The 17429-nt window shown below is 69.3% G+C and carries 19 protein-coding genes; 11 read left to right on the plus strand and 8 right to left on the minus strand.

All coding sequences use genetic code 11. The features are described 5' to 3' along the window. Window positions 1–166: 166 nt before the first annotated feature. The 7 genes from JRI60_RS12225 to JRI60_RS12255 all read right to left on the minus strand — a co-directional run bounded on the left by JRI60_RS12225 (window position 167) and on the right by JRI60_RS12255 (window position 5619). Entirely contained in the window at window positions 167–1351 is a 1185-nt protein-coding gene (locus tag JRI60_RS12225) for an aminotransferase class V-fold PLP-dependent enzyme (RefSeq protein WP_204226025.1), read from the minus strand. A 69-nt stretch (window positions 1352–1420) separates the two neighbouring features. Then, window positions 1421–1762, minus strand: a complete 342-nt coding sequence (locus JRI60_RS12230; protein ID WP_204226026.1) for a hypothetical protein — start codon at window positions 1760–1762, stop codon at window positions 1421–1423. Between the two features lie 141 nt (window positions 1763–1903). Continuing rightward, the gene (locus JRI60_RS12235; protein ID WP_204226027.1) at window positions 1904–2245 is read right to left on the minus strand and encodes a hypothetical protein; all 342 of its coding nucleotides are present in this window, start codon (window positions 2243–2245) and stop codon (window positions 1904–1906) included. A gap of 135 nt (window positions 2246–2380) precedes the next feature. Further along, window positions 2381–3667 carry a Tol-Pal system beta propeller repeat protein TolB gene (tolB, locus tag JRI60_RS12240; protein ID WP_204226028.1) on the minus strand — a complete coding sequence of 429 codons (1287 nt, stop codon included), beginning with the start codon at window positions 3665–3667 and terminating at the stop codon, window positions 2381–2383. Next, a complete protein-coding gene (locus JRI60_RS12245) occupies window positions 3664–4440 on the minus strand; it encodes an energy transducer TonB (RefSeq protein WP_204226029.1) in 777 nt (258 codons plus the stop codon). Before JRI60_RS12245 ends, tolB begins: the two co-directional genes overlap by 4 nt. 3 nt (window positions 4441–4443) lie before the next feature. Beyond that, window positions 4444–4899 carry a protein TolR gene (gene tolR / locus JRI60_RS12250; RefSeq protein ID WP_204226030.1) on the minus strand — a complete coding sequence of 152 codons (456 nt, stop codon included), beginning with the start codon at window positions 4897–4899 and terminating at the stop codon, window positions 4444–4446. 12 nt (window positions 4900–4911) lie between these two features. Then, on the minus strand, window positions 4912–5619 hold the full coding sequence (locus JRI60_RS12255) for a MotA/TolQ/ExbB proton channel family protein (protein WP_204228912.1): 708 nt from the start codon (window positions 5617–5619) through the stop codon (window positions 4912–4914). Between the two features lie 183 nt (window positions 5620–5802). On the opposite strand from JRI60_RS12255, the gene JRI60_RS12260 reads away from it, so the two are divergent. Then, on the plus strand, window positions 5803–6855 hold the full coding sequence (locus JRI60_RS12260) for a hypothetical protein (RefSeq protein WP_204226031.1): 1053 nt from the start codon (window positions 5803–5805) through the stop codon (window positions 6853–6855). Between the two features lie 110 nt (window positions 6856–6965). Continuing rightward, on the plus strand, window positions 6966–7784 hold the full coding sequence (gene murI / locus JRI60_RS12265; protein ID WP_204226032.1) for a glutamate racemase: 819 nt from the start codon (window positions 6966–6968) through the stop codon (window positions 7782–7784). A gap of 43 nt (window positions 7785–7827) precedes the next feature. On the opposite strand, the gene carF is transcribed toward murI, so the two are convergent. After that, window positions 7828–8679, minus strand: a complete 852-nt coding sequence (gene carF / locus JRI60_RS12270; protein WP_204226033.1) for a plasmanylethanolamine desaturase — start codon at window positions 8677–8679, stop codon at window positions 7828–7830. Window positions 8680–8894: 215 nt separating this feature from the next. On the opposite strand from carF, the gene JRI60_RS12275 reads away from it, so the two are divergent. From JRI60_RS12275 to trxA, 9 genes are all read left to right on the plus strand, one after another. Next, window positions 8895–9458, plus strand: coding sequence for a hypothetical protein (locus JRI60_RS12275; protein WP_204226034.1), 564 nt, complete (start codon window positions 8895–8897; stop codon window positions 9456–9458). Window positions 9459–9521: 63 nt separating this feature from the next. Further along, complete coding sequence (ftsE, locus tag JRI60_RS12280; RefSeq protein WP_204228913.1) at window positions 9522–10217, plus strand: cell division ATP-binding protein FtsE; 696 nt, start codon at window positions 9522–9524, stop codon at window positions 10215–10217. Further along, window positions 10214–11116, plus strand: coding sequence for a cell division protein FtsX (locus JRI60_RS12285; protein ID WP_204226035.1), 903 nt, complete (start codon window positions 10214–10216; stop codon window positions 11114–11116). The genes ftsE and JRI60_RS12285 overlap by 4 nt, the downstream gene beginning before the upstream one ends. Beyond that, window positions 11113–12249: a murein hydrolase activator EnvC family protein gene (locus JRI60_RS12290; RefSeq protein ID WP_204226036.1), complete on the plus strand. Its 1137-nt coding sequence runs from the start codon at window positions 11113–11115 to the stop codon at window positions 12247–12249. Before JRI60_RS12285 ends, JRI60_RS12290 begins: the two co-directional genes overlap by 4 nt. A gap of 243 nt (window positions 12250–12492) precedes the next feature. Next, window positions 12493–13542, plus strand: a complete 1050-nt coding sequence (locus tag JRI60_RS12295) for an oxidoreductase (protein WP_204226037.1) — start codon at window positions 12493–12495, stop codon at window positions 13540–13542. 112 nt (window positions 13543–13654) lie between these two features. Next, entirely contained in the window at window positions 13655–14515 is an 861-nt protein-coding gene (locus JRI60_RS12300; protein ID WP_204226038.1) for an alpha/beta fold hydrolase, read from the plus strand. Between the two features lie 38 nt (window positions 14516–14553). After that, window positions 14554–15909, plus strand: coding sequence for a S41 family peptidase (locus tag JRI60_RS12305; protein ID WP_204226039.1), 1356 nt, complete (start codon window positions 14554–14556; stop codon window positions 15907–15909). Window positions 15910–16004: 95 nt separating this feature from the next. Continuing rightward, on the plus strand, window positions 16005–16961 hold the full coding sequence (locus JRI60_RS12310) for a LysR family transcriptional regulator (protein ID WP_239470475.1): 957 nt from the start codon (window positions 16005–16007) through the stop codon (window positions 16959–16961). Window positions 16962–17099: 138 nt separating this feature from the next. After that, window positions 17100–17426: a thioredoxin gene (gene trxA, locus JRI60_RS12315; RefSeq protein ID WP_204226040.1), complete on the plus strand. Its 327-nt coding sequence runs from the start codon at window positions 17100–17102 to the stop codon at window positions 17424–17426. Window positions 17427–17429 lie beyond the last annotated feature (3 nt).

Here is a 17429-nt window from a genome sequence, read left to right on the forward strand (position 1 = left end):
GAGCGGCTCCTCCGGGAGCGCCCCGCGTTGCATCAGGGATGGGGTCTCTCGCCATGTGGGGTGACCGCGCTCGCCAGGGGACGTTTGAGTGACAATCTTATCCCCCTGGGACCCTTGTGTTCCAATGGCACCCGGGCGCGGATGTGCGGCCCGAATCAGTGTCCGGTCAGCGCAGCAGCGTCACCAGGGCTTCGGCCAGCCGCTGGTACTCCGCCCGCGAGTTGTAGAGCTGGGCGGACACGCGCACGTGACGGTGGGGGGGCCGGGGCCAGGGGGTGATGGGCACCTCGATGCCGTGCTCGAAGAGGAGCCGGTCCTGGAGCGGATCCAACCCGAGCGCCGAGGGCTTTTCCGGGAAGCCGTCGGGCAGGGCCACGGTGGCCATGGCGCCGACCAGCTCCTCGGGGCAGTGGGGGGCCACCCCGAGCCGCTGGCACAAGAAGGCGCGTGCCTCCAGCACCTTGGCCCGGTTGAAGGCCATCACCTCGGGCCAGCCGCCGGGTAGCATGCCGCCCATTACCTCCAGTGCCTTGGGTACGCAGAGGAAGGGGGTGGGGTCGTCCGTGCCGAGCCAGTCGAAGTCGAGGCGGAACCGCGAGCGGTCCTCGCGCCGCGAGTTGTACCCGTGGCTGATGACGACGGGGCGGATGCCCGGCTGGAGATCTCTCCGCACGTAGAGGAAGGCGGCCCCCTTGGGCGCGCACAGCCACTTGTGGCAGTTGCCCGTGTAGTACGCGACGCCCAGCTGGCGCAGGGAGAGGGGCACCTGCCCGGGCCCGTGGGCTCCGTCCACGAGCGTCTCCACGCCCCGCTCGCGCAGCGCGCGGATGAGCTCGGCGATGGGGAGCACCAGGGCCGTCTGGCTGGTGATGTGGTCGATGAGCAGCAGCCGGGTGCGCGCGGTGACGTGGGAGAGCACCGTGTCCACCACCGCCTGGGCCGAGCGCACGGGCCAGGGCAGCTTCGCCACCACCACCTTCACGCCCCAGCGGCTGGCCACGAAGTCGAGCGCGTTCCTGGAGGCGTTGTACTCGTGGTCCGTGGTGAGCAGCTCGTCACCCGGGTCGAAGCGCAGCGACTTCAGCACGGTGTTGACGCCCGTGGTGGCGTTGTTGACGAAGGCCAGGTCGTCCGGGTCCGCGTCCAGGAAGCTCCCGAGCGCCGCGCGCGCCGCGTCGGACAGCGCCTCGAGCTCCCGGTGGAGGAAGCGCACCGGCTCGGCCTCCATGCGGGCTCGCAGCCGGGACTGCTCCTCCAGCACCGCCGTGGGGCAGGCACCGAAGGAGCCGTGGTTGAGGAAGGTCACCTCGGGATCGAGCGACCAGTGGGTGCGGAAGGGGGACGCGTCCATGGTGGGCGCAATGTAGACCCTCACCCCAGCCCTCTCCCAGAGGGAGAGGGAGGGGCTTCCGCGTCCTTGCTACTTCAGGGTGGCCAGTGGCTCGGACTGGACGCAGGCCGGAATGCTGGTGCAATTCCCGGCTCCGCGGCTCCAGCAGTCCTTACTTGTCGAACACTGCGAGCAGTCCACGGTGCAGAAGCCAGATACCGGGCCGATTCCGCTTCCCTGCTCCGACTTCTGCTCCGCGGAGGACTCCCGCGCTTCGTTCTGGGGTTCCTCCGCGACGCTGGCGGCGCGGCAGACGTTGGCCGGGGTTGCCTCGCGCTCACCGTCCGCCGCGGATGCGGCGGCCGGGAGCCACGCGGCAACCAATGCCATGGCGGACATACAGGAGACCACGAGCCTCGACGTCATCTTCATGCCGACTCCTTCGCTGATGTGAAAGGGGGCGCAGCATGTTCGACGTTAGTTCAGGGCAAACCGCCGGAGCCAGCACGGTTTCCCCGATACCCTCACCCCAGCCCTCTCCCAGAGGGAGAGGGAGGGACTTCCGCGTCCTCGCTACTTCAGGGTGGCCAGCGGCTCGGACTGGACGCAGAGCGGAATGCTGGTGCAATTCCCGGCTCCGCGGCTCCAGCAGTCCTGGTTCGTCGAGCAACGCGAACAGTCCAGGTAGCAGTAGCCGGCCAGCAGGCCACTTCCGCTTCCCTGCTCCGTGCTTTGCTCGGCACGGGACTCCCGCGCTTCGTTCTGGGTGCCTTCCTCGACGTTGGCGACGCTGCAGACGTTGGCCGGGGTTGCATCGCGCTCACCGTCCGCCGCGGATGCGGCGGCCGGGAGCCACGCGGCAACGAATGCCATGGCGGACACGCAGGAGACCACGATCCTCGACGTCATCTTCATGCCGACTCCTTCGCTGACTGGTGAAAGGGGGCGCAGCATGTTCGACGTTAGTGCAGGGTAAACCGTCGGAGCCAGCACGGTTTCCGAATACCCTCACCCCAGCCCTCTCCCAGGGGGAGAGGGTGGGTGTTTGGCTCAGCGGCCCCAGTCGGGCGTGGTGAGCACCGACTTGTCCTGTCCGGGCAGCGCCACCTGGTTGTTGCCGTCCAGCGTCATCACGAACAGCCTCGACCCTCCGTTTCGCGTGGAGGTGAAGAGGACGAGGCGCCCGTTCGGCGAGAAGCTCGGCTCCTCGTTGTTCGCCTGGTCCTGCGTGAGGCGGGTGATCTTCCCGTTCTCCACGTTGACCGTGAAGAGATCGAACGCGTTGCGCTCGTCGCGCGCCGTGAAGGCGATCAGATCTCCCCGCGGCGACCAGTCCGGCGTCTGGTTGTAGTTGCCTTGGAAGGTGAGCCGCCTCACGCCCGAGCCGTCCGCGTTCATCACGTACACCTGCGGCGAGCCGCCCCGGTTGGACACGAAGGCCAGCCGCTTGCCGTCCGGTGACCACGCCGGGCTGGTGTTGATGCCGAAGCGCGTGTCGGTGAGCTGCTTCGCGTTGTCCCCATCCGCCTCGGCCACCCAGATCTGCGCGCTCTCCCCATCCGCCAGCGCGTAGGCGATGCGCTTGCCGTCCGGCGAGAAGGCGATGCCCGTGGCCATCTGCCCCTCGGACGTCTTGATGCGCACCGTGTCGCCGTCCGGCTTCTGGATGTACAGGTCCGGCTTGCCCTGCTGGTACGAGGTGTAGCCCACCGACCCATCTGGCCCGAGCGTCGGCAGCAGGTTGATGCCTCCGCGCGTCACCTGCTTCGCGTTGCGGCCATCCCAGTCCGCCACCCAGACGTCCCGGTTCGCTCCGCTCTTGCGCACGTAGGTGATGCGCGAGAGGAATGGGCTCGGCTCGCGCGTGTAGTGGCGGTAGATGGCGTCCGCGACCTTGTGGGCCAGCAGACTCGGCTGCGCGGCGGGCGCGCTCTGGGCCGTCTTGAACTCCTCGCGGCCGCTGCCCACGTTGAACACGCGCGCCTCGGCCTTCAGCTCGCCGCCGTCCTGGGCCAGCGAGTACTTCACCAGCGACTCGGCGCCCACGTCCGCCCAGCGCGAGAAGTTGATGCTGCCCGCCACCATGCCCTCCTTCGGGTCCGCCAGGAAGCTGGCCCGGTCCAGTACCTGGAAGAGGCCGGAGGCGCGCAGGTCGTACATGAGCGCCTCGTCCACGTCCTGGGCGGGCCCCTTGCCCGTCTCGCCCTGCACCAGCGGCTGGGTGACGGCCAGGGGCAGGGGCCGGAAGTTGGCGCCGGAGATCTGAATGACGGGCGCCTGGGCAAGGGCCGCGAGCGGCAGGAGGACGAGCGAGAGGAGAAGGGCTTTCGCGTTCACGGGCTGAACTCCAGGTTGATGCCGTTCTTCTGCAGCGAGTCCCGCAGATGGTCGGGAGGAGGGGAGAAGGGAGAGGCCTTCTTCACCGCGGCCACCACGGCCGAGTCGAAGAGGCTGTTGCCACTGGCCTTGGCCAGCCGGACCTCGATGACCTCGCCGGTGCGGCTCAGGCGCATGAAGACCGCGGCCCTCAGGCGCATGCGCTCGTCCTCGGGGATGGTGTCCGCCACGTTGTAGTTGCGGGTCACCTGCGAGGAGAGCAGGCCGTAATAGCGCTCGCCCTCGGCGGTGGCGGAGTCGCCGTTCGGGTCGCCATCCTCGGCGCCCTCCGGATCCTCTTCCTGCTTCGAGGGCTTGGCGAGCTTGTCGAAGGCGCCGAAGAGCCGGTTGCGTCGGTCCTCGCCCTGGGTCTCGCCCTTCTGGGGCGCGGGCTTGGGGGCGGGCTCCGGCTTCATCCCGGGTACGGGCACGGCCACCTTGGCCGGCTCGGGCGCGGCGGGCGTGGGCGGGGCGGGGGACTCCACCTTCTTGGGTGGGGGCGGACGCGGCTGCTCCTTGCGGGGCAGCAGCTTCTCGTCACGCGGCTTGCCCAGGCGCACCAGCGTGGCGCGGATGGGCTTCTGGTCCAGCTGCACCCGGGGGCCCGAGAAGAAGGTGGCGTACAGCCCCACGGCCAGCAGCACCAACCCATGGGCCACGAGCGACACGACGATGAAGTGTCCCAGGCGAGAGCGCCTCGGGACGAGCAGGCTGTACTGATTGGCCGGGTGCATGGGCTAGCGCCGCGCCTCCTTCTTGCCCTTGTTGGACGTCCGTCCCCCGGCCGCGGGGTCCGTGATCATCCCCACGTTGGTGATGCCGGCGCGCTGCGCGGCGGCCATGACGTCCACCACCACGCCGTAGGGCACGTCCCGGTCCGCGTGCAGGTACAGCTCCTTGTCCGCCTGCGCCTTGGCGTTGCTGGCCAGCTTCTTCTCCAGCTCGTCCACCGGCACCTCGGCCTCGCCGATGTAGATGCGCCGCTGGGCGTCGATGGACAGCACCAGCTTCTTCTCGGCGGCCTCCACCGGGGCGGCCTTGGCCTCCGGCAGGTTCACCTTGACGCCCTGCTGGATGAGGGGCGCCGTCACCATGAAGATGATGAGCAGCACCAGCATCACGTCCACCATGGGCGTGACGTTGATCTCGCTCATGGTGACGCGGCCACCTCCGCGATTGGAGCCCATGCCCATGGCGTGCGTCTCCTAGCGGAAGAAGTGCCGCTTGATGATGTTGAGGAAGTCCGCGGAGAAGTTGGCCATCTCCGTGTCGAACACCTTGATGCGGCTGATGAACGAGTTGTAGGCGACCACCGCGGGGATGGCCGCGAACAGGCCCGCCGCCGTGGCGAAGAGCGCGTTGCCCACCGGCGCCGCCACCGTCGCCAGCGTGGCGTTGCCCTGCTCGGCGATGGAGTTGAAGGCGTTCAGGATGCCGATGACCGTGCCGAACAGGCCCACGAACGGGGACGCCGCGCCCACCGTGCCCAGGAAGGACACCCGGGCCTCCAGGTCGGTGAGCTGGGTGGTGGACGCCCGGTTGAGCGCCCGCTCCACGTTCTCGATACCGCCGAGCCGCTCGGCCATCGCTCCCTCGGCGCCTTCCTTGGTCTGGGCCAGCTTGCTCAGCTCCTCGTAGCCGGCGCAGAACACCTTGGAGAGGGGCGAGCCATCCAGCTTCTGGGCGTCCTGGTAGATGGCCTCCAGCCGGGAGGACTTCCAGAAGGTGTCCAGGAAGGCGAGGGACTGGGTCCGGGCGCGCGACAGCTGGGTGTGCTTGAGTGCGATGAGCGCCCAGGACGCCACCGAGACGACCATCAGCAGGCCCAGCACGCCCAGCTCCAGGAAGGAGGCGTCACGGAGGATCTGCAGGTAGTTCATGGCGCCGAGCGCCAGGGGGAAACGGGGCATCAACATGGGGGTCTGGCCGTAACACCTGGGTGGGGGGTGGTCAAACAAACCCGGAGGGGGCGGGGGGGTTGTCTGGCTGCTGACGCAGAGGATTGAATAATTCCCGAGAGAGGGCGTCCGAGGGTCTGTGTGACGGGCCGCATGCCTGTCCCCCCTACCCCGAACCCACCCTCTCGAGGGCTTCCCATGAACGCCAGACTCCTCGCGGCATTCCTCTGTCTCACCATGGCCAGCACGGGCTGCATCATCGTCGACCATGACGATGACACCTGCTGCAACGTCCCCAACGGCCAGCCGGGTGACGTCACCTTCCTGTGGACCTTCGCCAGCGAGGGCGCGGGCCGGTGCGCGGATACGCCGGACGTCAGGAGGATCCGCATCTCCATCCCCGGCGAGACGCTCCTCAACGGCGGCATCTACGCCTGCAACACCGCGGGAGTGGACGGCATCGTCCTGCACGACTTCGTGCCCGGCAACTACAGCTACACCCTCGAGGCCCTCAGCTACACCGACCAGGTCCTCTACCGGTCCGGTGGCACCTTCTCGGTGAACGGGGACGTGCGGGTGAGCACCACCCTCACGCCGAACGGCAGCCCGGGCTCCTTCGCGTACATCTCCTGGTCCTTCGAGGGCAACACCTCCAGCCCGAACCCCTCCTGCTACCAGGCCGGCGTGACGCACGTGGATGCGCGCATCGACAACGGCGAGTGGGCGCGCTTCTCGTGCGCCGAAGGGACGGGCAGCGCGCAGGTCCAGTCGCCCTTCCTGGCGCCCGGCCAGCACACCATCGAGCTCGTCGGCGTGCGTGTCACCAGCGCGGGTGAGGAGCCCTTCTACCACCGCACGAGCACGCTGACGACGCAGGCCGGCAGCCCCATCTCGGTCTCGTACGGCCTCAACGCGGTGGGTGGCCTGTCGCTGCGCTGGGAGCTCATCGACGGCTCCATCTCCAAGACCTGCGCCCAGTCGGGCGTCACGCAGGTGACGATCCACCTCTACGACGAGACGCGGAAGCAGTACGTCTACGGTGACGCCGGTGACGTGCACCCCTGCAACGGCGCCCCCATCATCTACAACTTCCTGCGGCCCGGGTACTACACGGTCATCATGGATGGCACGGGTCCGGGGGGCGTCTTCTACACCAACCGGTACAACAGCCCTCCCTCGCGCCCGGTGACGGCCTTCGTGCAGGAGACGGAAGGCGACGCCTACACCCTCTTCCTGCCGCGTCGGAACTAGTCTTCGGGCAGCTCGCCTGCCTTCCGGAGGGCCGGGGCATCCGCCTCGGCCCTCCTTGCTTTTCGGGCGGGCACCTGGCGTTGGCATCAAACGTGATAGGGAGGCCGGGTATGCGGCAGAACAGCCACGGTCCCATCGGGGTCTTCGATTCGGGCGTCGGAGGGCTCACCGTCCTCAAGGCGCTGATGTCCCACCTCCCACATGAGAGCACGTTGTATCTGGGTGACACCGCGCGGGTGCCCTACGGCACGAAGTCCGGCGAGGTGGTGACGCGCTACTCGCTGAAGAACGCGGGTTTCCTGCTGGAGCGCGGCATCAAGCTGCTGGTGGTGGCGTGCAACACGGCCTCGGCGGTGGCGCTGCCGGCGCTGTCGGCGGCGCTGCCGGTACCGGTGGTGGGGGTGATTGCCCCGGGTGCGAGGGCGGCGCTGCGGCGCACGCGCGGGGGCGGGGTGGGCGTCATCGGGACGCCGGGCACCATCCGCTCCGGGGCCTACCAGCGCGAGCTGGAGGCAGCGGCGGGGTCCGAGGGGGTGAGGGTGAAGGCCAGGGCCTGCCCGCTCTTCGTGCCGCTGGCGGAGGAGGGGTGGCTGGGGGGCGACGTGCCCCGGCTGGTGGCGCGCGAGTACCTGGCGGACTTCGCCCGGAGCGGGGTGGACACCCTGGTGCTGGGCTGCACCCACTACCCGCTGCTCAAGGACGTCATCGCCGAGGCCGTGGGGCCACAGGTGTCGCTGGTGGACTCGGCCGAGGCCACCGCCGAGATGGTGGCGGCGCTGCTCGAGGAGCAGGGGCTGCTGGCGGCGGCGGGGGATCCGCCCGTGCACCATTACTTCGTCACGGACGTGCCGGAGCGCTTCGTGGAGGTAGGGGCGCGCTTCCTGGGACGTCCCATCCACTCCGCAGAGCAGGTGGACCTGTCCTTCTGAAGAAGGGGGGCTCGACAGGCGGGCCCCCCGAATCCGCCGCGCGTCAGGACGGCCGCGCGGAAGACACCGGCTTGGGCTCCTCGGCCGTGGTGGCCTCGAGGAGCTCCTTGGCGGCCTGGACGACCGGGGGCTCGGCGCTGGCGGTGGCCTCGAAGAGCTCCAGGGCCGCCTCCGTGCCGATGTCGTCCTTGCGGGGGATGAGACCCGTGGCCCAGGTGATGAGGCGCTCCATGGCGGGGAAGAAGCCGATCATCGCCAGCGGCTTGTTCATCCAGCCCACGGTGATGCAGTAGTACTTGTTGTAGGGCGCCGTGTGGTGGATCTGGTGGTGGGCCGGCGGCAGGATGAGGTGCACGCGCTGCAGGAAGCCGATGAGCGCGGGCGGCTCGTCCATGTGCGACCACTTGTGGAACTGGTTGGTCGCCATCACCCAGAAGATCATCGCCCCGAGGAAGGTGGAGACGAACACCCAGCCCGGGCTGGAGTGGGGGAGCACCACCGCGAGGATGGCCACGGGGATGGAGACCAGGCAGTTGTTGCCGTTGGTCTCCGCGAAGTCGTGGCGGGTGATGGCCTTCTCGTCCACGTGGTGCTCACGGAAGGGCCGGATGAAGGCCTTGCCCAGCACCGGCATCTCGGTGGAGCCCCAGGTGTCGCCCATCCAATGGACGACGCCCGAGACGAAGTCGGCCGCCAGGTAGCCCAGCAGCACGGCGCAGAGCACCAGCCAGGGGCCCGTGTGGGCGCCGCTCCACAGCCGCCAGACGAGAGCGGACTCCAGGCCCACGAAGGTGACGATGCTGGCGATGTCCATGGCTCGGATGGCGGGCGAGTAGCCCTGGGCCAACGCCTTGGCGTCCTGCTGGCGCAGCTGGTTCTTGAGCTCGTTCTTCATCGTCGATTCCCGTCGCGGTTGGTTGGCTCCGGCGGCTGCCTTTCCCCCCGGTGGCGCGCGCAGTGTACCCGCAGTGGGATTTTCGACGAAGTCATCTGGTGGACCATCCAGGTGCCCGGCCTTCCAGCTGGGCGGCCAGCAGGCATTCAGTCAGGTCCGGCTGACGCGTTCCTTGTCTCGCCCATCCCCCGCTGGTACGTTCCGCGCACTCGGGCATGGCGAAAACCTTCGAAAAAGCCGTCACAGGCTTCAACCACAACATCAAGTACAAGGGGAAGGTCTACCACGTCCAGACCGAGGACTCGGGCGTCAACAACCCCCACATCATCACCCATTTGTTCGTGGGCGGTAACATCCTCGCGTCGAAGAAGACGTCGTACGCCGACATCCTCAACGCGGAGAACCTCGCCGAGGTCGTGCGTGAGTTGATGGAGGAGCAGCACAAGGAGATGCTGCGCAATCTCATCAACGGCGTGTACGACGGCTTCGACACGACGGGGGTACGCCACTACCAGCCGGGCCAGCTCGGCTCGGCCGAGGACGCCGCCGCCACGCGGATGCAGCCGGGCCAGGTGCCGCCGGTCAGCAAGCCCGCCGCCCCCGTCGTGCCTCCCGCCGCCTACGTCCCTCCGGAGATCGCCGCCGCGCGCGCCCTGAAGGTCGCGCCGAAGATCAACGAGGTGGGGGTGGAGACGCTCTTCGGAGAGGATCTCATCTCCGAGAAGAGCCTGGACGAGGTCATCCTCAGCTACCTGGCGGGCGAGGACAACAACCAGTAGTCCCGGACTTCGGTGGCCGTGCGTTTGCCCTCCGTGAGTCCGGGGGACATGATCGCCCCGCCGATGATCCAGATGTTCCACGTCTACAAGGCGTATCCCGGGGACCCACCGGTCCTCTCGGACATCAACCTCCACGTGCAGAAGGGCGAGTTCGTCTTCCTCACCGGGCCCTCGGGCGCGGGGAAGACGACGCTGATGAAGCTCATCTTCTGCGCGGAGAAAGCCACCAAGGGGCAGGTGCTCGTGGGCGGGCGCAACATCGCGCGCATCCGCGAGTCCGCCATCCCCTACCTGCGGCGCAACATCGGCGTGGTGTTCCAGGACTTCAAGCTCCTGCCGCACCGGACGGTGGCCGACAACGTGGCCTTCGCCCTGGACGTGCTGGGCGTGCCCCGGGCCCAGGCGCGCGAGCGCGTGGAGCGGATGCTCAAGCTGGTGGGCCTGCGGCACAAGGCGGACTCCATGCCGCTGAAGCTCTCCGGTGGTGAGCAGCAGCGCGTGGTCATCGCCCGGGCGCTCGTGAACGATCCCACCATCCTCCTGGCCGACGAGCCCACGGGCAACCTGGATCCGGCGCTCACGCTGGAGATCATGGACCTGCTGATGGACGTGAACGTGCGGGGCACCACGGTGATGGTGGCCACGCACGACACGAGCCTCATCACCCGCTACCAGAAGCGCACGCTGCGGCTGGAGGGGGGCTTCATCGTGTCGGACGAGGACGGTGTGAAGGCCGCCCGGAGGATGGCGGCGGGATGAGCGCGCTGGCGAAGGCGGCCTACTTCTGGCGCTCGGCGGCCTCGGGCCTGCGGCACGCGCCGTTCGTCCACTTCATCGCGGTCATCACCATCGCCATCGCCCTCTTCTCCGCGGGGCTGGCCCAGGCCCTGGGGCGGATGGTGGAGGGGCTCATCGGCTCGCTGGGTGGCGAGGTGCAGGTGACGGTGTACCTGTCCCCCGAGCTGGACGAGGAGGGGGCCACGGTGCTGCGCGAGCGCATGGAGGCCACCAGTGGAGGCCGGGCCACGCTGGTTCCGCCCCAGGCCGCGCTCGAGCGGCTGAGCCGTGAGCTGGGCGACCTGGGCGAGGCGCTGGCGCAGATGCCGGAGAACCCGCTGCCGCCCTCGCTGGAGCTGGAGGTTCCCCAGGAGCGGCGCACCCCTGGGGCGCTGAAGGCGCTGGCGCAGGAGCTGCGCACGCTGCCCGGCGTCACCGGCGTGGACTACGGCGAGGAGGCGGTGGAGCGGCTCTCGGCCATCTCGAAGGCGCTGCGCTATGGCGGGTGGGTGGCCTTCGCGGTGGTGCTGCTGGCCACGGTGGTCATCGTGTCCGCGACGCTGCAGCTCGCCATCTACGCGCGGCGCGGGGAGATCGAAATCCAGAAGCTGGTGGGCGCGACGGATCGCTTCGTCAAGGCGCCCTTCCTCATCGAGGGCCTGCTGCAGGGGCTGCTCGGGGCCATGGTGGCGCTGGCGGGACTGCTCACCTTCGACCGGCTGGTGGGACCGGGGCTGGCCTCGCTCTTCTCCTTCCTGGTGGGGTCCGGCGGCATGGTGGCGCTGCTGGAGCCGCGCACGGCGCTGGAGCTGCTGGCGGCCGGCTGTGGACTGGGACTGGGTGGCAGCTTCATCGCGGTGGGGCGCTTCCTGCGCGTATGAGCCGGCTCGTCCTCCTCTCGCTGCTGCTGTGGGGTGCGGCGGCCCTCGCGCAGGACGAGTCGGCCGCGGCGGACGAGGAGTCCCAGAGGGGAGCGGTGCGCGAGAAGCTGGCCACGCAGCGGGCGGCGCTCGCGCTCATCGAGTCCCGCAAGGTGTCCGCGCTGGACGTGTTGGAGATGGTGGAGCAGCGGGCGGCCACCAGCTCGCAGCGGGTGAAGACGCTGGAGCGGGACGTGGCCGTCTTCCGCAGGCGGCTGGCCGTGGCCGAGCACGAGGACGCGGTGACGCAGGAGATGCTGCGCGCGCAGATGCGCCGGCTCTCTCCCCGGCTGTGGGGGATGTACCGGCTGATGCGGCGCCGGCCGCTGGAGGTGCTGCTGAGCGCGAAGGACTTCTCCGCCATGGTGTGGCGCTCGCGCGCGCTGCGGGCGACGCTGGAGGAGGACCTGAAGCTGCTGCGCACGGTGCAGCGGGTGGCGCGGTTGAGGCGGCAGGCGGCGGCCGAGCTGCGCCGGTTGCAGGGCTCGCTGGACGTGCGGCTGGGCTTCCTCCGGGAGCAGGCGGCGCTGGCGAGGGCGCAGCAGGAGGCGCTGGAGGAGGTGGTGGGCGCCATCAAGGGCGAGGCCGAGCTGGCGCGGCGCATGGTGCGCGAGCTGGAGCTGGCGGACGCGGACCTGACCCGCGTCATCCAGGAGATGAACGAGGGGCCGGCCGCCTCCGGCTTCGGGGCACTCAAGGGCAAGCTGCCGTTTCCCACTCCGGGCACCATCGAGGTGGGCTTCGGCAAGGTGGTGAACCCGCGCTTCAACACCGTCACCGTGCAGAAGGGCGTGGACATCCGCGCCGCCTCGGGGACGCCCGTGAAGGCGGTGGCCGAGGGCACTGTGGCCTACGCGGGGTGGATGCGTGGCTATGGCAACCTGCTCATCCTGGACCATGGCGGTGGCTACCACTCGCTGATGGCGCACCTGGGCACGGTGGTCCCGCAGGTGGGGGCCCGGGTGGTCGCGGGCGACGTGGTGGGCGAGGTGGGGGATACGGGCTCCCTCAAGGGCGCCTACCTCTATTTCGAGATCCGCCGGGCCGGACAGGCCGTGGATCCCGCCCCCTGGCTGTCCTCGGCGCGCCAGTGAAGTGACCACGAAGTCATTGGACGGATTCCGAGGACCCGTGTGTGTCCCCTCTCCCTCTGGGAGAGGGCTAGGGTGAGGGTCTTCCGCCTGGATCGTGTGGCTGCGTGGATGCCACGATGTAAGTCGGGGCGAGGAAAACGCGGGTGAAGACCCTCACCCCCCGCCCTCTCCCAGAGGGAGAGGGAGCATGCGCAACACGACTATCTCCACGAACTTCGTGGACTCTCCACTAGAACGAGGCGCATGACCGCGACTTCCACTCGTTCCCCCATCCGGGCGGGGCTGATCGGCTACGGCCTGTCCGGTGCGCAGTTCCACGCGCCGCTGCTCGCCGCGGAGCCCGCCTTCACCCTGGCCGCCGTCGCCTCCCGCCGAGTCCAGGAGGTGACTCGCGACTGGCCCGGCGTGCGCGTGCTCTCCCAGGACGAGCTGCTGGCGGACCCGGCGCTGGAGCTGATCATCATCGCCTCGCCCAACGACACGCACGGGGCGCTGGCGGAGCGGGCACTCCTGGCGGGCAAGCACGTGGTGGTGGAGAAGCCCTTCACGTTGGACTCGGCCGAGGCCCTGCGCCTGGACGCGCTGGCCCGCGAGCGCGGCCTGTGTCTGACCGTCTTCCACAACCGGCGTTGGGATGGCGACTTCCTGACCGTGCGCCAGTTGATGGAGCAGGGACGCCTCGGCCGGTTGTTCAGCTTCGAGAGCCACTTCGATCGTTTCCGGCCCCAGGTGAAGCAGCGCTGGAAGGAGGATGACGTCCCCGGTGGCGGCACGCTGTGGGACCTGGGTGCCCACCTGATCGATCAGACCCTGCAGCTGTTCGGCCTGCCCGAGTCCGTCAGCGCCGACCTCGGCCGGCAGCGCTCGGGAGCGCGGGCCACGGACTGGTTCCACCTGGTGCTGCGCTATGGCGAGCTGCGCGTCCTGCTGCACTCGGGCTCGGTGGTGCACGACCCCTGGCCGCGCTTCGTGTTGCAGGGCGAGGCGGACGCCTGGAGCAAGTACGGGCTCGACCCGCAGGAGGAGCAGCTCAAGGCGGGGCTGAGGCCGGGCTCGGCGGGGTGGGGCCTCGAACCGGCGGAGCGGTACGGCCGGCTGGGTCGCGGGGGAACCGTGCCCACCCTCCCGGGCGATTACGGACACTTCTACCGTCAGCTGGCCCGGGCCATCGCTGGCGAGGGGCCGGTGCCGGTCACGGCGGAGAGCGCGGGCCAGGTCATTCGGGTCATCGAGGCGGCGGTGCGCAGCGACGTGGAGGGGCGGCGCATCACGCTCGGGGGCTCGCCGGGGTAGGGGGCGCCCTCCGTTCACGATTCGCCAGGGGAGCTGTCCTGGACCCGGCGCCCTGGCGGGTGGGCGAGCATTGGATGATGCGGTGCGGCATGAGGGCGGTTAGTTTCCGCCCGTGGATCTCATCTCAGGACTACAGGAAGTCACCCGGCGCATGCTGGTGGCGCGCGGAGTTCGGTCGGACATGGTGGAAGTGGGCGGACAGCGCCTCCACCACTACGAGCTGAAGGGGAGCGGCAAGGGGCCGACGATCGTCCTGGTGCACGGGCTGGGCGGGACGGCCAACGGCTTCGCGCGCGTCTTCTTCGGACTGGCGAAGCGCTTCGAGCGGGTGCTGGCGGTGGACCTGCCGGGGCACGGCTTCTCGCCGGAGTACTGCCTGGGGCCCACGTGCGTGCGAGGACAGTACGGCATGCTGGTGGAGTACCTCCGGAAGGTGGTGGGGGGGCCGTCGTTCGTGGTGGGCAACTCGCTGGGCGGGGCCATGTCGGTGCAGCTGGCGGCGGAGCACCCGGAGCTGGTGCGCGCGCTGGGGCTGGTGGCGCCAGCGGGAGCGGACGTGGGCCACGAGCTCATCCGCGAGGTGCTGGAGTCCATGGACGTGCGCACCGCCGAGCAGTCGCGCGCGCTCACCAAGCGGCTCTTCCACCGCCCGCCGTGGGTGATGATGCTGTTCGCGGACATGCTGCGCGGCATCTACTCCACACCCGCGGTGCGGGCCCTGAGCGCGGACGCGCTGGCCACGGGCGAGTACCTCAAACCCGAGGTGCTCAAGGGGCTCCCCATGCCCGTGCTGTTCGTGTGGGGTGGGAGTGAGAAATTGCTGCCCCACCAAAGCCTGGATTTCTTCCGCTCGCACCTGCCGGCGCACGCGAGGGTCCGGGTGGTGGAGCGTTTCGGCCACATTCCGCAAGTGGAGCGGCCAGACGAGCTGGTGTCGGAGCTGATCCAGTTCGCCGACGCCACGGGGCTGTAGAGGGTCCGAGCGCGGGCCGGGTGCTAGAGTCCTGGCCCATGCGCTCCCTGCACTCCTGGCGCGCGGCGCTCGCCGCGGGCCTGCTGTTCCTGGCTCCCGCGGCGCGGGCCGAAGGACGCGAGTCCTCCACCGACTCCACCAATACCGCCACGTACGAGCAGCTCGAGGTGTTCGCCCGGGTGCTCTCGTACGTGGAGAACAACTACGTGGAGCCGGTGGACGGCAAGAAGCTGATGCACGGGGCCATCCGGGGGATGCTGGAGACGTTGGATCCGCACACCCTGTACATGCCGCCCGAGGTCTTCAAGGAGATGAAGATCGACACCTCGGGCGAGTTCGGAGGGTTGGGCATCGACGTGGCGCGCAAGGGAGACGCCATCGTGGTGGTGGCGCCGATCGACGACGCGCCGGCGGCGCGCGCGGGAATCCGGGCGGGGGATGAGCTCGTCGCGATCGACGGCGAGAGCACGCAGGGGATGGACCTGGCGGACGTGCTGCAGCGGATGAGGGGCCCGGCGGGGAAGCGGGTGTTGATGACGATCATGCGCGAGGGCTTCAGCGCGCCGCGCGAGCTGGCCATCATCCGGGACCACGTGCGCATCATCTCGGTGGAGGGGGCGCTGTACGGGGGCATCGCGCACCTGAAGGTGAAGAACTTCCAGGACCGCACGGCGCAGTACCTGCGCAAGGAGCTGGAGCGGCTGCGAGGGCTGAACGGGGGCAAGCCGTTGCGTGGGGTGGTGTTGGACCTGCGCAACAACCCGGGAGGGCTGCTGGACCAGGCGGTGGCGGTGAGCGACCTGTGGCTGCCGGGGAACCTGACGATCGTGAGCACGCGGGGGCGCAACGGGGCGGGAGGGAGCGAGGAGCGGAGCAAGGATCGGGACACGGAGCCGAACTATCCGCTGGTGGTGCTGGTGAACGCGGGGAGCGCGTCGGCGTCGGAGATCGTGGCGGGGGCGTTGCAGGACCACGGACGCGCGACGATCCTGGGCACGCAGACCTTCGGGAAGGGGAGCGTGCAGACGGTGATCGAGCTGGAGGATGGCTCGGGGCTGAAGCTGACGATCGCGCGCTACTACACGCCGAAGGGGCGGAGCATCCAGGAGAAGGGAATCACCCCGGACTACCAGGTGCCGGAGAAGCCGGGAGGGAAGGGGGAGAAGGACCAGCCGAGGGAAAAGGACCTGGAGAGGCACTTCAAGGCGGAGCCGGCGGTGGTGAGCGAGCCCGTGGGGACACCGAAGCCGAAGGGGCTGCCCGAGATGAAGGAGTGGGACGTGGCGACGAAACTGGCGGACCACCAGTTGAAGATGGCGCTGACGTACCTGAACGGGTTGGCGAACAGCGGAGCACAGGCACCCGCGAAGGCGAGCAGCACCGAGACCCGCTGATTCCCCCATCTCCCCTCTCCCTCTGGGAGAGGGACGGGGTGAGGGTATGCACATCCCAGGTTGAACCCGTGAAGAACCCATAGGTCCCGCTCTCCGTGTCCCCAACGCCCCCACTACTCGATGACATGCTCGTGTTCGCCGAGGTGGTGAGTGCGGGAGGCATCACCGCGGCAGCCACGAGACTGGGGCTGCGCAAGTCCACGGTGAGCCGGCGCCTCTCAGCGCTGGAGGAGCGCCTGGGCACGAGGCTGCTGGAGCGCAACACGAGACGACTGAGACTCACCGAATCAGGGCGCGAGTACCACGCGCACTGTGCGCGGCTCGTGGCCGAGGCGCGCGAGGTGAACCGGGCGTTGAGCGACTCACGAGGCACGCCGAGGGGCACGCTGCGAGTGGCCACGTTCTCGCTGTTGGGCGAGCTGCTCGCGCCGGTCATCGCGGAGTTCCTGCTGCGGCATCCACAGGTTCGCGTGGAAGTCTCACTGGCGCAGGCGCACGTGGACCTGGTGGCCGAGGAGTACGACCTGTCGCTGCGCACCGGGCCGCTCACGGACTCATCCCTGGTGGCGCGTCGGCTGGGTCACGTGCGTACCGGCTACTACGCGAGCCCGGCCTACCTCAGCCGGAGGGGCACCCCCCGGTCGCCGGACGAGCTCGCGGAGCACGAGTGCGTGCTGGTGGCGGAGCCGGGCACGGACGAGGTGTGGTTCTTCTCGGGCCCGCGCGGAGCGAGGACGGTGCCAGTGCACGGCCGGTTGCAGGTGCCCAGCGTGCGCGCGGGCCACGCGGCGGCACGTGCGGGGCTCGGCCTGGTGCGCCTGCCCACCGTGCTCGTCGCGGACGACGTGCGTGCCGGCGTACTCATCCCCGTGCTGGAGGAGGTGTCTCCGCCGGGCCTGCCCATCTTCGCGGTCTTTCCCAGCAGCAGGCAGCTTCCCCCCAAGGTGCGAGCCTTCCTGGAGATGCTCGCCCAGCGCAGCGCCGCGCTGCCCTGGGAGGAGAACGCGGTGCCTCCAGCGGCGCCAGGGCGCACCGAGCGGCGCAGCCGCTGAATGGGGCTCTTCGCGGAACAATCCATTGCGTCCCGGGCTCTCGTCCGCCCGAGGTGCCGCCGTTAAGTCTTGCCATGTGAGGTCGGGCGGCGGCCATGGAGGCCGCTCCCCCGCGCTCCAGGAGACGAGGAGAACACCATGGCAAAGGACATCATCCACTTGAATGACTCGGACTTCCGCCGCGAGGTGCTGGAGGCGGAGGAGCCGGTGCTGGTCGACTTCACGGCGGGCTGGTGCGCACCGTGCCGGGCCATCTCACCGACGGTGGATGCGCTCGCCTCCGAGTACAAGGGGCGCGTGAAGGTGGCGAAGCTCGACATCGATGACAACCAGGCGACGGCGCAGCAGTACGGCATCCGCTCGGTGCCCACCCTGCTCTTCTTCAAGCAGGGCAAGGTGGTGGGGCAGATTGTCGGGGCGGTGCCGCGAGCGCGCCTGGAGAACGCGTTCCAACAGGTGCTCTGAGCT

It is taken from the genome of Archangium violaceum, assembly GCF_016887565.1.
GTDB classification, from domain to species: Bacteria; Myxococcota; Myxococcia; order Myxococcales; family Myxococcaceae; genus Archangium; species Archangium violaceum_B.

What these genes read in the sequence shown, in the direction of transcription:
- JRI60_RS12290 (WP_204226036.1), top strand. Translation starts at nt 11,113, where the DNA reads ATGAGCCGGCTCGTCCTCCTCTCGCTGCTGCTGTGGGGTGCGGCGGCC.
- JRI60_RS12285 (WP_204226035.1), top strand. Translation starts at nt 10,214, where the DNA reads ATGAGCGCGCTGGCGAAGGCGGCCTACTTCTGGCGCTCGGCGGCCTCG.
- JRI60_RS12295 (WP_204226037.1), top strand. Translation starts at nt 12,493, where the DNA reads ATGACCGCGACTTCCACTCGTTCCCCCATCCGGGCGGGGCTGATCGGC.
- trxA (WP_204226040.1), top strand. Translation starts at nt 17,100, where the DNA reads ATGGCAAAGGACATCATCCACTTGAATGACTCGGACTTCCGCCGCGAG.
- JRI60_RS12235 (WP_204226027.1), bottom strand. Translation starts at nt 2,245, where the DNA reads ATGAAGATGACGTCGAGGATCGTGGTCTCCTGCGTGTCCGCCATGGCA.
- JRI60_RS12305 (WP_204226039.1), top strand. Translation starts at nt 14,554, where the DNA reads ATGCGCTCCCTGCACTCCTGGCGCGCGGCGCTCGCCGCGGGCCTGCTG.
- JRI60_RS12245 (WP_204226029.1), bottom strand. Translation starts at nt 4,440, where the DNA reads ATGCACCCGGCCAATCAGTACAGCCTGCTCGTCCCGAGGCGCTCTCGC.
- JRI60_RS12260 (WP_204226031.1), top strand. Translation starts at nt 5,803, where the DNA reads ATGAACGCCAGACTCCTCGCGGCATTCCTCTGTCTCACCATGGCCAGC.
- JRI60_RS12225 (WP_204226025.1), bottom strand. Translation starts at nt 1,351, where the DNA reads ATGGACGCGTCCCCCTTCCGCACCCACTGGTCGCTCGATCCCGAGGTG.
- carF (WP_204226033.1), bottom strand. Translation starts at nt 8,679, where the DNA reads ATGAAGAACGAGCTCAAGAACCAGCTGCGCCAGCAGGACGCCAAGGCG.
- JRI60_RS12230 (WP_204226026.1), bottom strand. Translation starts at nt 1,762, where the DNA reads ATGAAGATGACGTCGAGGCTCGTGGTCTCCTGTATGTCCGCCATGGCA.
- murI (WP_204226032.1), top strand. Translation starts at nt 6,966, where the DNA reads ATGCGGCAGAACAGCCACGGTCCCATCGGGGTCTTCGATTCGGGCGTC.
- ftsE (WP_204228913.1), top strand. Translation starts at nt 9,522, where the DNA reads ATGATCCAGATGTTCCACGTCTACAAGGCGTATCCCGGGGACCCACCG.
- JRI60_RS12275 (WP_204226034.1), top strand. Translation starts at nt 8,895, where the DNA reads ATGGCGAAAACCTTCGAAAAAGCCGTCACAGGCTTCAACCACAACATC.
- tolR (WP_204226030.1), bottom strand. Translation starts at nt 4,899, where the DNA reads ATGGGCATGGGCTCCAATCGCGGAGGTGGCCGCGTCACCATGAGCGAG.